21 protein-coding genes and 2 pseudogenes are annotated in these 16,758 nt (G+C 61.6%); 12 read left to right on the forward strand and 11 right to left on the reverse strand.

All coding sequences use genetic code 11. The features are described 5' to 3' along the window. Positions 1 to 91 precede the first annotated feature (91 nt). From F4U94_RS20375 to F4U94_RS20385, 3 genes and pseudogenes are all read left to right on the forward strand, one after another. Positions 92 to 430: pseudogene (locus F4U94_RS20375) on the forward strand (integrase core domain-containing protein); the annotation flags it as partial. 186 nt (positions 431 to 616) lie between these two features. After that, positions 617 to 919, forward strand: a complete 303-nt coding sequence (locus F4U94_RS20380) for a hypothetical protein (RefSeq protein ID WP_133085112.1) — start codon at positions 617 to 619, stop codon at positions 917 to 919. Between the two features lie 3 nt (positions 920 to 922). Then, a complete protein-coding gene (locus tag F4U94_RS20385; protein ID WP_099232143.1) occupies positions 923 to 1,234 on the forward strand; it encodes a hypothetical protein in 312 nt (103 codons plus the stop codon). 126 nt (positions 1,235 to 1,360) lie between these two features. Here F4U94_RS20385 and F4U94_RS20395 read toward each other — a convergent pair whose 3' ends face one another. From F4U94_RS20395 to F4U94_RS20410, 4 genes are read right to left on the reverse strand one after another with little or no spacing between them, the layout of a single operon-like run. Continuing rightward, positions 1,361 to 3,850 carry a heavy metal translocating P-type ATPase gene (locus F4U94_RS20395; RefSeq protein WP_150412182.1) on the reverse strand — a complete coding sequence of 830 codons (2,490 nt, stop codon included), beginning with the start codon at positions 3,848 to 3,850 and terminating at the stop codon, positions 1,361 to 1,363. Positions 3,851 to 3,891: 41 nt separating this feature from the next. Beyond that, positions 3,892 to 5,658 (reverse strand): oleate hydratase, encoded by a 1,767-nt coding sequence (locus F4U94_RS20400; protein WP_120252583.1) that lies wholly within the window; start codon positions 5,656 to 5,658, stop codon positions 3,892 to 3,894. A gap of 27 nt (positions 5,659 to 5,685) precedes the next feature. Next, the gene (locus F4U94_RS20405; RefSeq protein ID WP_120252840.1) at positions 5,686 to 6,552 is read right to left on the reverse strand and encodes a 3-hydroxyacyl-CoA dehydrogenase; all 867 of its coding nucleotides are present in this window, start codon (positions 6,550 to 6,552) and stop codon (positions 5,686 to 5,688) included. Continuing rightward, a complete protein-coding gene (locus F4U94_RS20410) occupies positions 6,549 to 6,953 on the reverse strand; it encodes an acyl-CoA thioesterase (protein WP_035219913.1) in 405 nt (134 codons plus the stop codon). Before F4U94_RS20410 ends, F4U94_RS20405 begins: the two co-directional genes overlap by 4 nt. Here F4U94_RS20410 and F4U94_RS25400 point away from each other — a divergent pair. Next, positions 6,909 to 7,031: a hypothetical protein gene (locus F4U94_RS25400; RefSeq protein WP_269462558.1), complete on the forward strand. Its 123-nt coding sequence runs from the start codon at positions 6,909 to 6,911 to the stop codon at positions 7,029 to 7,031. The genes F4U94_RS20410 and F4U94_RS25400 overlap by 45 nt on opposite strands. An 11-nt stretch (positions 7,032 to 7,042) precedes the next feature. Here F4U94_RS25400 and F4U94_RS20415 read toward each other — a convergent pair whose 3' ends face one another. Next, the gene (locus F4U94_RS20415) at positions 7,043 to 7,666 is read right to left on the reverse strand and encodes a TetR/AcrR family transcriptional regulator (protein ID WP_120252838.1); all 624 of its coding nucleotides are present in this window, start codon (positions 7,664 to 7,666) and stop codon (positions 7,043 to 7,045) included. 155 nt (positions 7,667 to 7,821) lie between these two features. Between F4U94_RS20415 and F4U94_RS20420 the strand changes: the two genes are divergently transcribed. From F4U94_RS20420 to F4U94_RS20445, 8 genes are all read left to right on the forward strand, one after another. Beyond that, positions 7,822 to 8,910, forward strand: a complete 1,089-nt coding sequence (locus tag F4U94_RS20420; RefSeq protein WP_246171674.1) for a catalase family protein — start codon at positions 7,822 to 7,824, stop codon at positions 8,908 to 8,910. Positions 8,911 to 8,950: 40 nt separating this feature from the next. Continuing rightward, positions 8,951 to 9,562, forward strand: a complete 612-nt coding sequence (locus F4U94_RS20425) for a hypothetical protein (protein WP_017503242.1) — start codon at positions 8,951 to 8,953, stop codon at positions 9,560 to 9,562. Between the two features lie 3 nt (positions 9,563 to 9,565). Beyond that, positions 9,566 to 10,933, forward strand: coding sequence for a Dyp-type peroxidase (locus tag F4U94_RS20430; RefSeq protein ID WP_120252837.1), 1,368 nt, complete (start codon positions 9,566 to 9,568; stop codon positions 10,931 to 10,933). A gap of 124 nt (positions 10,934 to 11,057) precedes the next feature. Further along, a complete protein-coding gene (locus F4U94_RS25135; protein ID WP_017503244.1) occupies positions 11,058 to 11,396 on the forward strand; it encodes a hypothetical protein in 339 nt (112 codons plus the stop codon). A 28-nt stretch (positions 11,397 to 11,424) separates the two neighbouring features. Further along, complete coding sequence (locus tag F4U94_RS25140) at positions 11,425 to 11,760, forward strand: MFS transporter (RefSeq protein ID WP_234831925.1); 336 nt, start codon at positions 11,425 to 11,427, stop codon at positions 11,758 to 11,760. 98 nt (positions 11,761 to 11,858) lie between these two features. Next, positions 11,859 to 12,215 carry an MFS transporter gene (locus F4U94_RS25145; protein WP_245892582.1) on the forward strand — a complete coding sequence of 119 codons (357 nt, stop codon included), beginning with the start codon at positions 11,859 to 11,861 and terminating at the stop codon, positions 12,213 to 12,215. A 111-nt stretch (positions 12,216 to 12,326) separates the two neighbouring features. Continuing rightward, positions 12,327 to 12,602, forward strand: a complete 276-nt coding sequence (locus F4U94_RS20440) for a hypothetical protein (protein ID WP_145986290.1) — start codon at positions 12,327 to 12,329, stop codon at positions 12,600 to 12,602. Positions 12,603 to 12,611: 9 nt separating this feature from the next. Further along, positions 12,612 to 12,860, forward strand: coding sequence for an SMI1/KNR4 family protein (locus tag F4U94_RS20445; RefSeq protein WP_120252836.1), 249 nt, complete (start codon positions 12,612 to 12,614; stop codon positions 12,858 to 12,860). 20 nt (positions 12,861 to 12,880) lie between these two features. Here F4U94_RS20445 and F4U94_RS20450 read toward each other — a convergent pair. From F4U94_RS20450 to F4U94_RS20475, 6 genes and pseudogenes are all read right to left on the reverse strand, one after another. Then, a pseudogene (locus F4U94_RS20450) lies at positions 12,881 to 13,637 on the reverse strand (IS5 family transposase). 122 nt (positions 13,638 to 13,759) lie between these two features. Further along, positions 13,760 to 14,095, reverse strand: coding sequence for a BrnA antitoxin family protein (locus F4U94_RS20455; RefSeq protein WP_004206995.1), 336 nt, complete (start codon positions 14,093 to 14,095; stop codon positions 13,760 to 13,762). Continuing rightward, positions 14,076 to 14,384 (reverse strand): BrnT family toxin, encoded by a 309-nt coding sequence (locus tag F4U94_RS20460; RefSeq protein WP_037474511.1) that lies wholly within the window; start codon positions 14,382 to 14,384, stop codon positions 14,076 to 14,078. Before F4U94_RS20460 ends, F4U94_RS20455 begins: the two co-directional genes overlap by 20 nt. 27 nt (positions 14,385 to 14,411) lie before the next feature. Further along, positions 14,412 to 14,645, reverse strand: a complete 234-nt coding sequence (locus F4U94_RS20465; RefSeq protein WP_425505083.1) for a helix-turn-helix domain-containing protein — start codon at positions 14,643 to 14,645, stop codon at positions 14,412 to 14,414. 120 nt (positions 14,646 to 14,765) lie between these two features. Further along, the gene (locus tag F4U94_RS20470) at positions 14,766 to 15,167 is read right to left on the reverse strand and encodes a DUF2147 domain-containing protein (RefSeq protein ID WP_004207001.1); all 402 of its coding nucleotides are present in this window, start codon (positions 15,165 to 15,167) and stop codon (positions 14,766 to 14,768) included. A gap of 12 nt (positions 15,168 to 15,179) precedes the next feature. Beyond that, on the reverse strand, positions 15,180 to 16,757 hold the full coding sequence (locus F4U94_RS20475) for a GMC family oxidoreductase (RefSeq protein ID WP_037474518.1): 1,578 nt from the start codon (positions 16,755 to 16,757) through the stop codon (positions 15,180 to 15,182). Position 16,758: the final 1 nt, after the last annotated feature.

Consider the following 16,758-nt stretch of genomic DNA (forward strand, 5'->3'; position numbering starts at 1 on the left):
TGACCGCCTTGATGAAGCCTGCGGGCGCTACGCGCCCTTGCCTTCATCAAGGCAGTGCGCCCCTTCGAGGGGCCGCTTCCCAATGTGCTATGGTAGCGAGTTTATCGCGACCGCCGTCCAGAAATGGCTGGGGCAGATCGGCGTAAAGACCCTCTACATCGCGCCGGGATCACCATGGGAAAATGGATATAACGAAAGCTTCAACGGGTCGCTTCGCGACGAACTGCTCAATGGCGAGATCTTCTACAGCCTCGCCGAGGCCAAGGTGCTGATCGAGGCATGGCGGCGGCATTACAACACCGTCCGCCCGCATAGCAGCCTGGGCTACCGGCCACCGGCACCGGAAACGGCGACACCGCCATATCCGGCCTCCGGTTCCGCTTCGCTCCACCTCCGTCCGGATATGGCGGCGATGCGCTTAATGCACTAACAAACCAATCGGTCCACTCGGTGGGGGCAGACCACATCGTGGTCTGCGGGATATGCGGACACCGCATGGGTCTTCACTCACTCTGCCCATAAGAAGACCCCCGTCTATCACTGCATCGATAGCGAGCAGAGCGGGCACTGCCAGAATGTGCGCGCAAACCAGGTTGATGCAGAGGTCGAGCGGCTGTTGATCGAAGCTCTGCAACCCGATCGCATCGACCTTGCGCTTGCGGCTCATGAACAGATGAACGGCGAAAACCGGCTGCTGGAACGTCAATGGGCGCTGAATCGGGAGAAGGCGCATTACGAAGCGGAGCGTGCACGCCGACAATATGATGCCGTGGAGTCGGAAAAGCGGCTCGTCGCACGTTCGCTGGAAACGTTGTGGGAAGAGAAAATACGCGAAGCCGACGCGTCGAACAGGATTACGCGCGGTGGCATGTCGAGCAGGTTAACGCCCTGGCCGCCGCCGCGCGAACGCGTATCCTGACCATTGCCGACCCTGTTGCCCGCGTTCTCGAAGCGGGCTGGCATCGACGAACGCAAAGAGATGATGCGGCTCGTGATCGACAGCGTGACGGTCGACAAGAGCCGTGCGCAAGGCCGTATCTGGTTCGCGATCCTGTGGCAGACCGGCGCGCGAACAGAGCATGTGATCATCCGCAATACCGCCAACTATGACGATCTGGCTCACTTCGCACGCATCGAGGAGATGGTGCGAACGCTCAATGCTGTGGGATCACTCGACCGTCAGATCGCGGACGCCCTGACAGCCGAGGGCATCATGAGAAGATCGGCGCTCTGATCTATGCCAACCTCTTCGACAACGAGGGCGAAGACACCTTCTCGCTGATCTGGTCCCGCCCCAACGGCAGGCGCGCCGACTAAGACCCCACGCAAGACCCCGCCACAAGGTCGGGGCCTTGGTCCGTCATGCCTTCACTGTCCGGAGCCGCAGCGAATTGCCGATGACGCTGACGGACGACAGCGCCATCGCGGCAGCAGCGATGATCGGCGACAGCAGCAGCCCAAACGTGGGATAGAGCGCCCCCGCCGCGATCGGCACGCCTGCCGCATTGTAGATGAAAGCGAAGGCGAGGTTCTGGCGGATGTTGGCCATCGTCGCCTGCGACAGGCGTCGCGCGCGGACAATGCCGGTGAGATCGCCCTTGAGCAGCGTTACCCCCGCGCTCTCGATGGCAACGTCGGTCCCTGATCCCATGGCTATGCCGACATCAGCGGCGGCGAGCGCCGGCGCGTCATTTACGCCGTCACCCGCCATGGCCACCACCTTGCCCTGCGCCTTCAGGCGCTCGACCACCGCCGCCTTCTGGTCCGGCAGCACATCGGCCTCGACCTCATCAATGCCGAGCTTTCTGGCGACGGCTTCGGCCGTGGTGCGATTGTCGCCGGTCAGCATGACGATGCGGATGCCTTCGGCATGCAGGGCCTTCAGTGCCTCAGGCGTGGTCGCCTTGATCGGGTCGGCGATGGCGAAGATGCCGCCGATGGCATTGCCTATCCCGATATAGATCGCCGTCGCACCGTCGCGGCGCAACTCATCCGCCTGCCCGGCGAGCGACGCCGTATCGATCCCATGCTCGGCGAGAAAGGCGGTGCTGCCGAGCACCACTTGCCGTCCCTCGATCACGCCGACCGCGCCCTTACCGGTCGGCGAGTCGAAATCGGCGACATCGGGGATGGCGATCTTTCGTTCCTCGGCAGCCGCCACGATCGCGCGCGCAAGCGGATGCTCCGAGGCTTTTTCAACACCTGCCGCCAGCCGCAGGATGATCTCCTCGACAAATCCCGGCGCCGCGACGATCCGGGTCACCGCCGGTTTGCCTTCGGTAAGCGTCCCGGTCTTGTCGACCACCAGAGTATCGATCTTCTCCATCCGCTCGAGCGCCTCCGCGTTCTTGATCAGAACGCCGGCGGCCGCCCCCTTGCCGATACCGACCATGATCGACATCGGCGTCGCAAGCCCGAGCGCGCAGGGGCAGGCAATGATCAGCACGGAAACGGCCGCGATCAGGCCATGCGCCAGACGCGGCTCTAGCCCCCATACACCCCAGGCCGCGAAGGCGAGCAGCGCTACGGCGATGACGACCGGCACGAACCAGCCCGACACCTGATCAGCCATGCGCTGGATCGGCGCGCGCGAGCGCTGGGCATCCGCGACCATCTGGACGATGCGAGCCAGCATCGTGTCGCGCCCGACTTTTTCCGCCCGGATGACGAGCGCGCCGGTCTGATTCAGCGTACCTCCTACGACCGCTTCGCCGACTACGCGCGTCACCGGCATGGATTCGCCGGTCACCATCGATTCATCGATCGATGAGCGCCCCTGCTCGACCACGCCATCCACCGGCACGGTTTCCCCGGGCCGGACCCTGAGCCGCTCGCCGATCGCAATCGCCTCGACCGGCACATCTTCTTCCACACCGTCTGCCCCGATGCGTCGTGCGGTCTTCGGCGCGAGATTGAGAAGCGCGCGGATCGCGCCGGACGTCTGTTCCCGGGCGCGCAACTCCATAACCTGACCAAGCAGCACCAGCACGGTGATGACGGCGGCCGCCTCATAATAGACCGCGACCGCGCCATCAGCGTCACGGAAAGCCTGCGGGAAGAGCTGCGGCGCGAATGTCGCGACGATGCTGTATCCCCAGGCGACGCCGGTCCCCATCGCGATCAGCGTGAACATGTTGAGGCTGCGGTTGACGATCGACGCCCAGCCACGCGCGAAGAACGGCCATCCGGCCCACAGCACCACCGGCGTCGCCAGGGCGAACTGGATCCAGATCGAGATGTGCATCGGCCCCAGATGGTGCAGCGCCGGGATCAGGTGGCCGCCCATCTCCAGCAGGAACACGGGCAAGGCGAGCGCGAGGCCGATCCAGAAGCGCCGGGTCATATCGGCAAGTTCGGGACTGGGTCCGGCATCCGCCGCCGCGATCAGCGGCTCCAGCGCCATGCCGCAGATCGGACAACTGCCCGGCGCGTCCCGGCGGATTTCCGGATGCATCGGGCATGTCCAGATCGTCCCTTCCGTTGCGGTTGCCGTTACTGCCGCAACGTGGTGATGCTCATGGGTATCAGGTCCATGCGTGTGGCTATGGTGGGAATGATCGCCATGGGCGGCAGCACCCTCATGGTGATGTGCAGCATGCGCTGCCAGTGCCGCATAATGCACGGGGTCGGCGTCGAACTTCGCCTTGCAGCCGGCCGAGCAGAAGACGTAGCGCTCGCCTTCATACTCAGCATTGTGAGCGGTCCTGGCGGGATCGACCACCATGCCGCAGACCGGATCATGGTCGACGTGACCGGACGGCGTTACGCCGTCCGGCTCATGATGGTGATGATGGCCGTGCGCCCCAGTCACCTCGGCGGCGCGTTCGCTCTTCTGATCGTCGTCGGCCATTCATCACCTTTCACACGCCGCGCGTGCCTTCCGGTCTTTGTTCACTCCTCGATCAGATGGAACTCTTCGAGCAGCTTGGCGATCTCGGTGCCTTCGAGCTTCTTCATCAGCAGCTTGCGCAGGAAGGCCGGCCCGGGAAGATCGATGCCCTTGCCGTCCCGCAGCGGACCGATCGCAGCAAGAAGTGTACGGATATCATAGGTCGAGTTGAAGACCTCGGGCACGCCGCGCTCGACATTCATCAGCGTGTAGACGGCCTCCATCGGGGTTCTCACCGAATATTCCGTGGTGAAGATGCAGTCCCGCTGCTTCGACTCCGCGAACTGGCCGATGAAGGCGAAGTTGACCGCGCCCTCCGGCACCACGTCCGGCCGGTCACCCGCCTGGCGCGGCATGAAGAAGGCGGTAATATAGGGCATCATCGTGGGAACGGTGCTGGCGCCGGATGCCGCGAGTTCGGGAATGTCCTCGACCGGCACGCCGAGGTGATAGAGCCATTCCTGGGTGATCTCCTCACCGGTGCATTCCTGCATCGGCTTCTTCACGAAGTCGCCGGGGCAATCGACAAAGAGCGCGTAGAACCAGGCGATCATCTGATCTTTGGGCTGCTTCTTGAAATGCGGCTGGCGATGAACCGTCCAGCTCAGCAGCCACGCCGAGTCCTTCACCGTGACGATACCGGCGGAGACGATCTTGCCGGTAAAGGGGTTCCGCTTCGTGATCTTCTCGACATAGGCCGGAATGCGGGCGTCGAGGGCAGTGATCGACGCGGAGGCCCATTTCGTCTCCGGGATATGGGCGCCGAATACGTCCGGGCGGCCGAAGGCCGGATCCTTCGCCGCGATCCGCCGCCACAGGTCCCAGGCCGGCGCCGGTCCTTCGTTGAGCTTCGCCGGTGTCCTGTGGTCGCCATTGTCGGAATTCTCGGTCAATGAGCCGATGGTTATGAAGACGAGATCGTCTGGCGCGAGATCGACGCCGCCTTCGACGCCGCGCTCTTTCCAGTGAATGCGGGTCGCTTGCTTGCGGCCGGGCTGGATGTCGAAATCGACATCGGTGACCTCGACGCCGTAGCGGAACGTGACGCCGTGATCGGTCAGCCACTTCACCAGCGGCAGGACCATCGATTCATACTGGTTATAGCGGTTGAACTTGAGCGAGGAGAAGTCGGCGAGACTGCCGATGTGATGGATGAAGCGGTGCAGGTAGAGCTTCATCTCCAGCGCCGAATGCCATTCCTCGAAGGCGAACATGGTGCGCCAGTAGAGCCAGAAATTGCTTTTGAGGAAGTCTTCGCCGAAGACCTCGTTGATACGCTTGTTCTCCATCTCCTCGCGCGTCGCGAGGAAGACCGAGAGCAGGTCCTTCTGGGCCTTGTCGTTTAGCGTCAACAGCGCTTTGTCGGGCACGTCCTGGCCCTGGTTCTGCGTCGTGCGCTGGAGCGAAAAGTTGGGATCGTCCTTGTTGAGCCGGTAGAACTCGTCGAGCACGCTGGCGTCCTCGATCTCCAGCGAGGGGATCGAGCGATAAAGGTCCCACAGGCACTCGAAATGTTCTTCCATTTCGCGGCCGCCGCGAATGACGAAGCCCTTTTCGGGCACGTCCAGACCATCGAGCGCGCCACCAGGGATTTCCAGCTCTTCAAGGATGGTGATGCGGTCGCCGGAAACGCCGCCGTCGCGGATCAGGAAGGCCGCGCCGGCAAGCCCCGCCAGCCCCGAACCGACAAACCAGGCCGTCTTCTTGTCGGCGCCCTCGGGCTTGCGGGGACGCACGAAGGCTTCATAGTTTCCGCTGCTATAGTGCATGGCGAACTCCTGTTCTTCTTGTTGGGATCAGTCTGCGGAGGGCTTGTAGCTGTAGAAGCCTTCGCCCGAGGCGATGCCGAGCCTGCCCTTGTCGATGTAGTTTTCCTTCAGCCAGGCGGCGAGCGACTGAGCATGCTCGCCGCCATGCGAGAGGATGTTGTAGGGGGTGTTCAATCCGATGATGTCGTAGATCTGGAACGGCCCCATCGGCGCGCCGGTGGCGATCCGCCAGACCTTGTCGACATCTTCCGGCTCGGCATAGCCGCCGGCAGCCAGATCGGTGGCCGCGTTCAGGAACGGCACCAGCAGGGAGTTGAGGACGTAGCCCGCTTTTTCCTTGCGCACCGGGATCGGCACCATGCCGATCGCGGAGGAGAAGGCGATCAGGGTATCGAACACGGCCGGATCGGTGTCGTCCGTGCCCATCACCTCGGCGGTGTTGAACTTCCAGATGCTGTTGGCGAAGTGCAGCGCCAGAAACCGGTCCGGTCGGCCGGTGTAAGCCTTCAGGTCGCTCGGCAGCAGGGTCGAGCTATTGGTGGCGAAGATCGTCCTGTCCGGCGCGAGCCCCGCCAGTTTCTCGTAGAGCGCCTGCTTGATCGAAAGAACCTCCGGAACCGCCTCGATCACGAGGTCCGCGTCCGCGACGGCCGCGCCGAGATCGCTCAGCAGAGCGATCCGCTTGAGCGCCCCGGCCGCCTTGCCGCCAGCCGCGCCCGACACCTCGTTCGTGTAGGTTTCGACGAGCGCCGCCAGCCGTGCGCGCGCCTGTTCGAGCGCTTCCTCGCTGATGTCGTAGGCGACAACATCGAAGCCGCTATAGGCCGTCTGGAAGGCGATCTGGCTCCCGAGGACTCCCGTGCCGAGAACCGCCACTTTCCTGATATCGCTCATCCAATTTCCTTCTGCGCGGTATCGTCACTTAGAAACGGAGCCGCCACCTCCACCGGGACGCGGGCCAGCTTGCCGGTTTCCCGATCGACCAGGGCCCATTGGGTCAGCGAGGCGACGATCGTCCGGCCGTCTTCGGCATGGAATTCGACACATCGTGCATAGCGGGCACCCCGCGGCGCTCGGACGACCCAGGTGATCGCACTGACCTCGTCTCCCGCCCGGACATTGCCGCGATAGTCGACCTCATGGCGCAGCACGACCGCGACGAACCGGTCGCGATCCTGCGGCCGCGCGGCCGTCAGCCAATGCGCCACCGACGCATCCTGAATCCAGGTCACCCAGACCGCATTGTTGACATGGCCGAGTTCGTCGATGTCGGCGTCCCGGGCGCGGAAGCGGATATGGAAGCGCCGACGCTCATCCACCTCGCCGACGAGTGGGTGTCCGTGCTCATCGCAGCCGATGCGTCGACGATCTGACACGATCCCGCTCACGAATACGCCTGCTCCTCAAGCGACGAACCCAGTCCTGCCATGGCGCGGAAGAAGCCGACGAGCATCTCGTCGCGCGGCATGGCGCCTTCGACATCGCCCTGCACCGCCAGTCCCATCCAGAGCGCGTAAAGACCGATACCGGTCTGCATCGGCGGCAAGGCCGGACGAAGTGCGAAGCGTTGCGTCAGATCGGCGACGAGCTCACCGAACATCCGATAGCAGGCCGCCTTGCCCTCCCGGTGCCGCTCGGCGAAAGCCGGATCGCGCCGGGCATGGAGCTGCAATTCGATCGAGAGCAGTGACCATTGTGCCTCGTCGGCCAACTTCGCGAGCCGCGCGGCCAGCACCTGCAGCGTCGCCTCGATATCGTCGCCGGAGCAGTGCGCGACCAGGTCGCGAAGCAGTGTGACCTCGTCCTGGATATGGCTTTGCAGAATCTCGACCAGCAGATCATCCTTGCTGGCGAAGTTCGAGTAGAAGGCGCCCTGCGAATGCCCTGCGGCGCTGCAGATGTTGCGAATCGACATGGCAGCGACCCCCTCCTCGATAATCGAGGAATGCGCGGCCGCGATCAGCCGGTCCCGCGTCTGGCGCTGCGTGTCCTTGCGCGTAAGCGGCATGGGTTCGTTCTCCAACCAACGGGCGAGACGTGCGAAACCTTTTCGGAGGTTCCGCGTTCTCAGTGAAACCAGATATCAACTGATATCCGCAATCAACGGCGATTTCGACCCGAAATCGTTCCTGGGCAACGAAATCTCAGTGTGAAGGAGCGCTCTTGGCTCAAACCTACATTGGCTATTCCCCGGACGTGGAGGTTCTCGGCGAGGACGAGGAGCGGCTGACCGCCGAGATCCTCGAGATCATGGCCACCACCAACCGGCGGGCCTTCGAGCGTCATCGCCACGCCGTGCGCGACGCCCATGCCAAAAGCCATGGGTTCCTGAAGGGCGAACTGATCGTTCACGAACTGCCCTCGCATCTGCGCCAGGGCTTGTTCGCCCGACCCGCCAACTATCCGGTGGTGATCCGCCTCTCTTCGGCGCCGGGCGACATCCACTCCGATACCATTCCCGCGCCGCGTGGCATGGCGATCAAGGTGATCGGTGTCGATGGCGAGCGGCTTCTCCCCGAAGACCAGGGCCACAACCAGGATTTCCTGCTCGTCAACATCCCGACCTTGAGCTTCGGCACGATCGGTAAATATCGCCAGCTCATCAGCCTTCTGGAGAAGAATGCCCAGAACCCGGCCTTTCTCCAGCGAGCGATGGCTGGGGTCGCGCGCGGCGTGGAGGCGGCAGTCGAAGCGGTCGGCGTCGAGCCCGGCGCCACGCTGCGCGGGCTCGCTCGCGACAATAACCATTTGCTGGGCGAAACCTATCATTCGATGGCGGCGATCCGCTTCGGCGACCATATCGCCAAGATCAGTGCCGCGCCGTTCTCCGACAACGTCCGTGCACTGACCGGCAAGGATGTCGGCGCGGTTGAGGATTCCACCATGCGCGATCTGGTGGTTGAACATTTCCGCGAGCAAGGCGCAGAGTATCAGCTCCGTGCTCAGCTCTGTGCCGATCTCGACAGGATGCCGGTCGAGGACGCCGCCGTGCTCTGGCCGGAAGACCTTTCGCCGCACCAGCCGATCGCGACCCTGCGCATCCCGCCACAGGAGGCCTATTCGCCGGCGCGGCGCGTCTACGGCGATGATGTGCTGTCGTTCAATCCCTGGCACGGTATCCGCGATCATCAGCCACTCGGCTCGATCATGCGCGTGCGCATCGCCGCCTATGAACGATCCACCCGCTACCGCCATGAGATGAACGCCCAGCCTCGTGTCGAGCCGACAAACATCGACGCCATCCCGGACTGACGCACCGATCGTCACACGCAATCACGAAAGGAGGCCAGCCATGGCCGAAACCGAAGACACCCCGCAGATCGACGAAACCCGCCTTCAAGCCATCCGGCGGCGGATCGAGGAAGTGGCCGGCGACGCGCCGCAGCTCGCCAAGCTCGCCCTTGAGCAGATGGTGACGAAGCACAATCCCGACCTCAAGGGCACGGCGGGCTCGGCTGGCCGTGTCGGCGCCCAGTCCGGCAATGTCTCCGAGCTCACAGCCATCGCAAACTTGAAGCCAGGCGGCGCGGACCGGCTGAAACGCATCTTCGGGCTGGTGAACGGCAATTTCGATGGCGCGCAGAAGGTCGGCACGCTCCACAATATGCGGTTCGTGTTCTTCGACAACGACACACGAATCCTGTTCGCCACCGCCTATGACGGCGACTGGGACACCTATATCAACGACTTCGCCACCAAGATCCCCGACCTGATGGACCTGCTTTTCGCTTCGGTCGAAGGTTGGCCTGGCATCGCAAGCCCCAAGGTCAAGGATTTCATCGCCGAGCATCAGATCACCGCTGCCGGCTGGTTCGTCGCCAACCCGCAGGTGACCGTCGTCGACGTGCGCCGCCTTCAGCGGATGGAACATGCCGTCAACGAATTCCTGGACAAGGTGGGCTGAGCCATGGCGATCCTTCAGAAACTGAAAGAGCGCTTCCGGCGCGACAGCGTTACGCTCGATCTGCACGACATTCAGGCGCTGATCCTGCGAAGCCGGCCCGAGCCTTATGTCGGTATCCACGCCATGCTCCATTTCGACGAGGCGGAGGGCGCGCGCGATCTTCTCGGCCGGCTCGCGCCCCATATCGCATCTGCCGACAACTGGAGCGAGGATCTTGATTTCTGGATCGGGGCCGCACTCAGCTTCGAGGGGCTGAAGGCGCTCGGCGTTCCCGAAGCGCAGCTCAAGACATTCCCGCTCCCCTTCCAGCAGGGCATGGCCGCACGCGCGGAGCAGCTTCGCGACTTCGGACCCAACGCGCCGGAAAACTGGGAAGACGTGTTCAAGCCGGGCAACTGCCATCTCGCGCTGACCATCTACGCGGTCGACGATGATGCGCTCGACAAGGCGCTGGCGACGGCGCGCACCGAACTCGACCGGAGCAGCGGCGTCACCTTGCTCGGCGAGCATCGCTTCGGCGCGCCGGACGGCGCGAAAAACCCGTTCGGTTTCCGGGATTCGATCTCCCAGCCCGCCGTCGAAGGTAGCGGCGTCGATCCGCTGCCGGGCGAGGAGCGCCCGATCAAGGCGGGCGAGTTCATTCTTGGATATGAAAGCGAGAACGGCCAACCGCTTGGCATGCCCGAGCCCGCCGGGCTGGGCAAGAACGGCACCTTCGTCGTTATGCGCAAGTACAACAGCCGGGTCGGCTGTTTTAACGCCTTCCTCAAGGCGCATGGCGAGACGCCGGAGGAACGCGAGCTATTAGCCGCCAAGATGTTCGGTCGCTGGCGGTCAGGCGCGCCCTTGACGCTGTCGCCCGATCACGACGATCCCGACCTCGGCGCCGACCCGCAGCGCAACAACGACTTTAGCTTCAAGGATGACCCCAAAGGTCGCGTTGTGCCGCTTGGCTGCCATATGCGCCGGCTCAATCCCCGCGACTCCGAGTTGACGCTGCTCACCGACGTCAACATCCACAGGATCATCCGTCGTTCCTCGACCTTCGGGCCGGTCTATTCCGAGGATGTCACGCCGCAGGACGATAAGAAAGGCGATCGCGGCCTGTTCTTCATCTTCATCAGCGCGCGTGCCTATGACACGATCGAGTTCATGCAGCAGGAATGGATCAATCGCGGGAATTTCGTCGACCTTGGCGAAGAGCGCGATCCAATCGTTGGTCTGCATGAGGAGGACGGCCGGTTCACGATCCCGCAGGCGCCTGCGCGCAAGCGCATCGACGGTGTGCAGACCTTCAATGTCATGAAGGGAGGCGAATATCTGTTCATGCCAAGCCTATCGGCGCTTAAGTGGTTGGCAGAACGACGCTAAAGCTATTCACCTGATTGTCGGTTGAGATTTGAAGTGTGCAGAGTGACCCGGAAAGTGCGGGGCTGTGCGGAAGGTTAAGTGAGTGGGAGTTGAGTTTCGGCAAGGCTGGGGATGGTTGGTCCTTGTGGCGCTTACGATTTCGACGACCGGCGATGAAATCACGTTGCTGACGTTGATGTTCCGCACTGCCGAGAACGCATCCGGCTATGCGGTGCCGACGCTGCTGACCGCGGAGCTGCTACCCGGTCTGATCGCCGCACCCTGGGCGGGCCGCTTGATCGACCGCCGGGAGGCGGCCCGCATTCTGGTCATGGTGTCAGTTCTGCAAGCGGGCGTGATAGCATTTATCGCCTATTATCCCATGTTCACGCTCGCCGGGGCCGCGCTGTTGAGCGTGCTGTTCACGATCAGCAGCGCCGCAACATTCGCGTTGATTCCAGTGCTGGCGAGCGGCTTGGAATGACCTCGCACTCGCCAATTCCCTTATGGAAATGGTTCGCAGCCTTGGAATGCTCGCTGGTCCAGTCGCTGGGGGCGTACTGGTGGGATGGATCGGATCGCGCAATGCGCTTTTAGCCGATGCCGCCAGTTTTGCCCTTTTGGCCCTCGTCGTGATGGCGAGCAGGCTTCGCCGCAAGCCACAACGGGACGATCAGGAGGAAGAGACCCTGTTCGCGGACTACCTGCCGCTGCTCCGCAATCGGCGGTTGATGGTGGTTACGGGTGCGCTCAGCCTCGAAGTGTTTGCGACCGCCATAGCCGACGTTGCTTTCGTGTTTCTCGTGATGGTGACGCTGGGAGCGGGCCGACCGCGTTTGGAATGCTGACGGCACTATGGGCGGTTGGGATGTTGATCGGCGCTGGGCTGGCCGAAAGGGTTATTGGCCATAGGGTCGGACTGGAGGCGTTCGGCACGGCCGCTGTCATGGGCGCGACCATGCTGTGGATCGGCCTTGCGCCGATCGGGCTGGCAATCGTTGCCGTCGCCTTCATCCTAGGCGGCGGCGCAAACAGCATCCACAACGTCGCTGTCCGAACCTTGTTCCAGTCAGAATGCCCGCCCGCCGATCATGGCAAGGTCGCCGCGATCTATGGTGCGGTGACACGCACCGCCGTAATCGGCGGCTATGTTGCTGGCGGCTTCTTTTTTGTGCCGAATGATGCGCCAACCGCCTATCTCGTGGGCGGCCTGCTGGGCGTTGTCGCGGGCTTAGTCGGATGGCGGATATTCAATCGTAGATGGAGCGCAGCACCAATCAAAGCATCGACGCGCCAAGATTGACCTGATTGTCGTGCCCCTCCGCTAACGGCTATACCAATCAGGTGGCGTGATTGAGGCGCGGTGCGGAACGGACACGATAGCGACGCCCTAATGATGTAAGGCAGAAAATATATGACCTTTCAGTTTGATCCATCATTCGATGCAGAATCACTCCACATGCCGGGAGATTCTTTGATCGAATTAGACCAGATAGAGAGTTCATTAAGAATATTGCTGCCGTCTGAGCTTCGTGATTTATTTATTGAATTCGGATCAGCGATAGTTTTCAATAAGGATGTTGAATTTCCTGCGGAAAAATGCGCCTATTCCGATGATTCAGGAAGAATTGGCGTTTCAGTTATATATGGCCCTGTTGGCGGAAGCTTAGGAATAATTCTCATAAACTAACAATTATCCATGCAGATTCCAAAAATATCTGTGGTTTTTGCGGAAATCGGTCTGGGTAATATGCTGTTAATTGACAGAATTGATGGAAAGATATCCGTATGGCTGCACGATGAAGCTCTGCCTTCTAGGGCGATAACCCCCGTATACGACAGCTTTCATGACTTTATCGATGCACTGGTAGCCTTCGATCCTCCTCCCCTGCCCAGTTTAAAGGAATTGGGATTGGACTTGAAAGCGATGGGGATAGAAGAGGAGTAGCTAGGCTCAGGACTCACTGATCAAAGCCAGAAGATGACGGTGGCAGCGAGGGCGATGGCCGAGAAGAAGGCGTTGGGGCATCGGTCGTAGCGCGTCGCGACCCGTCGCCAGTCTTTGAGGCGGCCGAACATGATCTCGATGCGGTTGCGCCGTTTGTAGCGGCGCTTGTCGTGTTTGACGGCCTTGTTCCGGGATTTGCGACCGGGGATGCAGGGGGTGATGCCCTTTTCCTGCAAAGCATCGCGGAACCAGTCGGCATCGTAGCCGCGATCAGCGAGCAACCATTGGGCTTTGGGAAGTTCGTCCAACAGGGCAGCGGCACCGATATAATCGCTGACCTGCCCTGCGGTCATGAAGAGATCGGACGGCCGTTCGCATCGGTAACGGCATGGAGCTTGGTGTTCATACCGCCTTTCGTGCGCCCGATCAGGCGTCCCGCGCCCCCTTTTTTACCGCCAGGCTCGATGCCGTGCGGTGGGCCTTGAGATAGGTTGCGTCGATCATAACCGTCCTGCGTTCGGAAGACTGAGGCACTGCCAGACCTTCCATCATCCGAAGGAAAACGCCCTTGTCACCCCACCGCTTCCAGCGGTTGTAAAGCGTCTTGTGCGGCCCATAGTCCTTTGGTGCATCCCGCCAGCGCAACCCATTCCTGTTGACGAAAATGATCCCGCTCAACACCCGGCGATCGTCGACACGCGGTTTGCCATGGCTCTTGGGAAAGTAGGGCTCAAGCCGAGCCATCTGCTCGTCCGTGAGCCAATACAGGTCGCTCATCTTCAATCTCCTCGCGGAGCCTGAATCAGATCGAGCCGGTTATATCAATGGGTCCTGACCCTAGAGGTTACGGTTCGGCGCTGACGGAAACCACACGATAACCGATAGCCTAACTATCTAAATTAACGTGGCTTTTCCTGCCTTCTGGCGGTCGCCAGCATCTCACGGCGAAGTATGGCGTTCATGCGGGCTTGGTAGCCCTTACCCTGCGATTTGAGCCAGGCGAGCACATCAGCATCAAGGCGTGCCGTCACCTGCTGCTTGATGGGCTTATAGAAGCGCCCACGCTGCCCGTTCCGCCAGAAATCCTCTGTCAGCGCCGGAGAGTCGCTATAGTCGATCCCGCTATCCGGCATCGCCTGCAGGGCATCCAGTTCGGCCTGTTGCGCTTCGGTCAACGGCGGCAGATTGTCCGGATCGAGTTGGAAACGGACGGTATCAGCGTCTTTCTTCTTCATAACGTCGCCTTTCCGTTCGATCGGCCTTTCGAGCCGAAATGATATGAATGATCTCCACATACTCGCCGTCATCGTCTTGCTCGACGACAGTGTGGGCCACGAGGAGGAGCAGATGCCCTTCCACGAGGCCCAAGGTTTGCCATCGTCGCTCGCCACCTTCGATCCGATCCTGATCGCTCAGCGCGAAAGGATCTGTGAACGCACGAGTAGCGATCGCAAAGCTGACGCCGTGCTTCTTCAGATTGCTCTCGGCTTTGGCCGGGTGCCAGGAGAAGCGCATGGATGGCATTACGGAAATATAATTATGTTTTTGTCGTTACGCAAGGCGCGGCGGTTTGAGCCATCCGGCCCGCGCGAGCGTATCTGCGAGGGTCGATCGGGGCACGTTGAACGTGCGGCTGATCGACGACTTGCTAGCGCCACCGGCAAGGGCGGCGGTGATCTGATCGAGCTTTTCCGCATCGATCGTTCGCGGGCGGCCACCGTAGCGCCCGCGCCGTCTGGCGGCCGCAAGGCCCGTCGCCGAATTGATCCCGTGGCGGCTGCACACATCGCTGTCGCCATGCCCGCTTCCTGCTCCGCGCCTCTTCAATTTATCGTAGAAGCTTTTGATGTGTCTTATTAAAATCCTTGGCTTGCCGCTCTCGGTCAGACGATGATTGGACGGATTTCAGTTCACTTTCGTCCATATCTGCGATTTGCACATGATCCGCCCTGTCAGGCACCCCTTTCCCTCCATCCGCCGATCGTCGAGCGTGGTGATTGTTCCAGAGAAGGTTTGGCCGATGTCGGGTACAAAAACACTGCCGCGCCACACGCCCTTCTTTTCAGGAACAAAATCGCGAAACAGGATCAGACCTACCAGATCGTTTGTCCCGCCGCGCCGCGCATCCGCCTTGGCTTTGTCACTTGCCCAGACCACGACCCCGCACATTCTGCTTCCGCACGGCTGGGCTCGCACATGTACGCTGTCCTGCGGATTCTTCCACACTCCGAAAGAAGCGCGCTGTGCCTCGACGGACGCAGATGCTGCAAGTAGCAGCATGGCTGCCAATACGAAACTGAACCTCATCGCCATTCTTCCTCAAGGCCGGATCATCATTTGCGCGACATTTTCCGCGATCGCCATGGTAGGCGCGTTAGTGTTGCCCGACACGATCGACGGCATGATCGATGCATCGACCACGCGCAAACCGTCAATGCCACGTACACGGGCTGCCGGATCGACCACGGATGCCGAGTCACTGCCCATGCGGCATGTTCCTACCGGATGATAGATTGTTTCAGCGCGCGCGCGGATGTCGTCGATCAGAGCCTCGTCGGTCTGGACCGCGGGTCCCGGTCGCACCTCCTCGCGCAAGTGACGGGCGAGCGCCGGCGCATGAAGGAGCTTGCGGGCTAGCTTCGCGCCATTCAGCAAGACGCCCACATCATCGGGATGACTGAGATAATTGCCCTCTATGCGCGGATGAGCCGTGGGATCGGCGATCTTGAGCCCGATCCTGCCGCGGCTCTTCGGTAGAAGGTCGCAGACATGCACGGTCATTCCGTAGCCGAAGGCTGTCTTGCGGCCATGGTCACGCAGGATCGCCGGCAGGAAATGGAATTGAAGATTGGGCCGCTCCCGGCCGGCGTCGGATTTGAGGAAAGCGCCGCCCTCCGAGGCATTTGACGTCAATTCGCCTTCATGATGAAGGAAATAGCTCCATGCGCCGCGTATCGCACGAGGCAGGAAACTGGGCGCCACCCCAAATCCTTCGCGATCGGCCGTGGTTGCCACAGCCGTATAGTCGAGGTGATCGGCGAGATTGGCTCCGACTTCGGGCGCATCCAGAACGATCTCTATGCCATGCTGCCTGAGTTCGCTCGCCGGGCCGACGCCCGACAGCATCAGAATCTGCGGCGAATTGACCGCGCCAGCCGAAAGGATCACCTCTCCACCGGGGCGCAGCAGCAGGTCCCGGCCGCCGACGCGGACCCCGATGGCGCGACGGTCCTTGAACAGTATCCGTTCGACGAGGCCGTTCGTTTCGATGGCGAGATTCTTGCGCGAGCGAGCCGGATCGAGAAACGCTCGCGCCGTGCTGAACCGTTGCCCGTCTTTCTGGGTCACCTGATAGACACCAAAGCCTTCCTGGCTCACGCCATTGAAGTCGGGATTTCGCGGGTAGTGCAGTTCCACCCCAGCTTCGACGAAGTCTTCCGTAAGTGGGTTCACTCGCCCAAGATTGGAGACGCAAAGTGGCCCGGCATTGCCATGATGCTCGTCGTGGATAGCCTGATTGTTTTCGAGCGCGATAAAAAGCTCGCGCATGCGCGGCCAGTCCCAGTCAGCTCCGGCGGCCGCCCCCCAGCCCTCATAGTCCGCCCGATCGCCGCGAATGTAGACCATTGCATTGATCGAGCTGCTGCCACCCAGCGTCTTGCCGCGCGGCCAATAGAGCCGCCGGTTGTTAAGGTGAGGCTCGACTTCGGTCTCACAGTTCCAGTTCACCCATCCCGTGCGGGCAATGACGCCGACGCCAAGCGGCATGTGAATGAAGGGATTGCGATCGCGCGGCCCCGCCTCGATGAGGCAGACAGCTTTATCCGAATCAGCAGAAAGGCGGTTGGCCATGACGCAGCCGGCCGAGCCGCCGCCAATGATGATATAGTCGTACATG

The organism is Sphingobium limneticum (genome assembly GCF_008710155.1).
Classification (GTDB): domain Bacteria; phylum Pseudomonadota; class Alphaproteobacteria; order Sphingomonadales; family Sphingomonadaceae; genus Sphingobium; species Sphingobium limneticum.

Coding starts and splice junctions, on each gene's coding strand:
- F4U94_RS20475 (WP_037474518.1), bottom strand. CDS start 16,757: ATGTACGACTATATCATCATTGGCGGCGGCTCGGCCGGCTGCGTCATG.
- F4U94_RS20460 (WP_037474511.1), bottom strand. CDS start 14,384: ATGCCATCCATGCGCTTCTCCTGGCACCCGGCCAAAGCCGAGAGCAAT.
- F4U94_RS20430 (WP_120252837.1), top strand. CDS start 9,566: ATGGCGATCCTTCAGAAACTGAAAGAGCGCTTCCGGCGCGACAGCGTT.
- F4U94_RS20400 (WP_120252583.1), bottom strand. CDS start 5,658: ATGCACTATAGCAGCGGAAACTATGAAGCCTTCGTGCGTCCCCGCAAG.
- F4U94_RS20405 (WP_120252840.1), bottom strand. CDS start 6,552: ATGAGCGATATCAGGAAAGTGGCGGTTCTCGGCACGGGAGTCCTCGGG.
- F4U94_RS20440 (WP_145986290.1), top strand. CDS start 12,327: ATGACCTTTCAGTTTGATCCATCATTCGATGCAGAATCACTCCACATG.
- F4U94_RS20415 (WP_120252838.1), bottom strand. CDS start 7,666: ATGCCGCTTACGCGCAAGGACACGCAGCGCCAGACGCGGGACCGGCTG.
- F4U94_RS20470 (WP_004207001.1), bottom strand. CDS start 15,167: ATGAGGTTCAGTTTCGTATTGGCAGCCATGCTGCTACTTGCAGCATCT.
- F4U94_RS20425 (WP_017503242.1), top strand. CDS start 8,951: ATGGCCGAAACCGAAGACACCCCGCAGATCGACGAAACCCGCCTTCAA.
- F4U94_RS20455 (WP_004206995.1), bottom strand. CDS start 14,095: ATGAAGAAGAAAGACGCTGATACCGTCCGTTTCCAACTCGATCCGGAC.
- F4U94_RS20445 (WP_120252836.1), top strand. CDS start 12,612: ATGCAGATTCCAAAAATATCTGTGGTTTTTGCGGAAATCGGTCTGGGT.
- F4U94_RS25145 (WP_245892582.1), top strand. CDS start 11,859: ATGGGCGCGACCATGCTGTGGATCGGCCTTGCGCCGATCGGGCTGGCA.
- F4U94_RS20395 (WP_150412182.1), bottom strand. CDS start 3,850: ATGGCCGACGACGATCAGAAGAGCGAACGCGCCGCCGAGGTGACTGGG.
- F4U94_RS25140 (WP_234831925.1), top strand. CDS start 11,425: ATGGTTCGCAGCCTTGGAATGCTCGCTGGTCCAGTCGCTGGGGGCGTA.
- F4U94_RS25400 (WP_269462558.1), top strand. CDS start 6,909: ATGGCCGAGTTCGTCGATGTCGGCGTCCCGGGCGCGGAAGCGGATATG.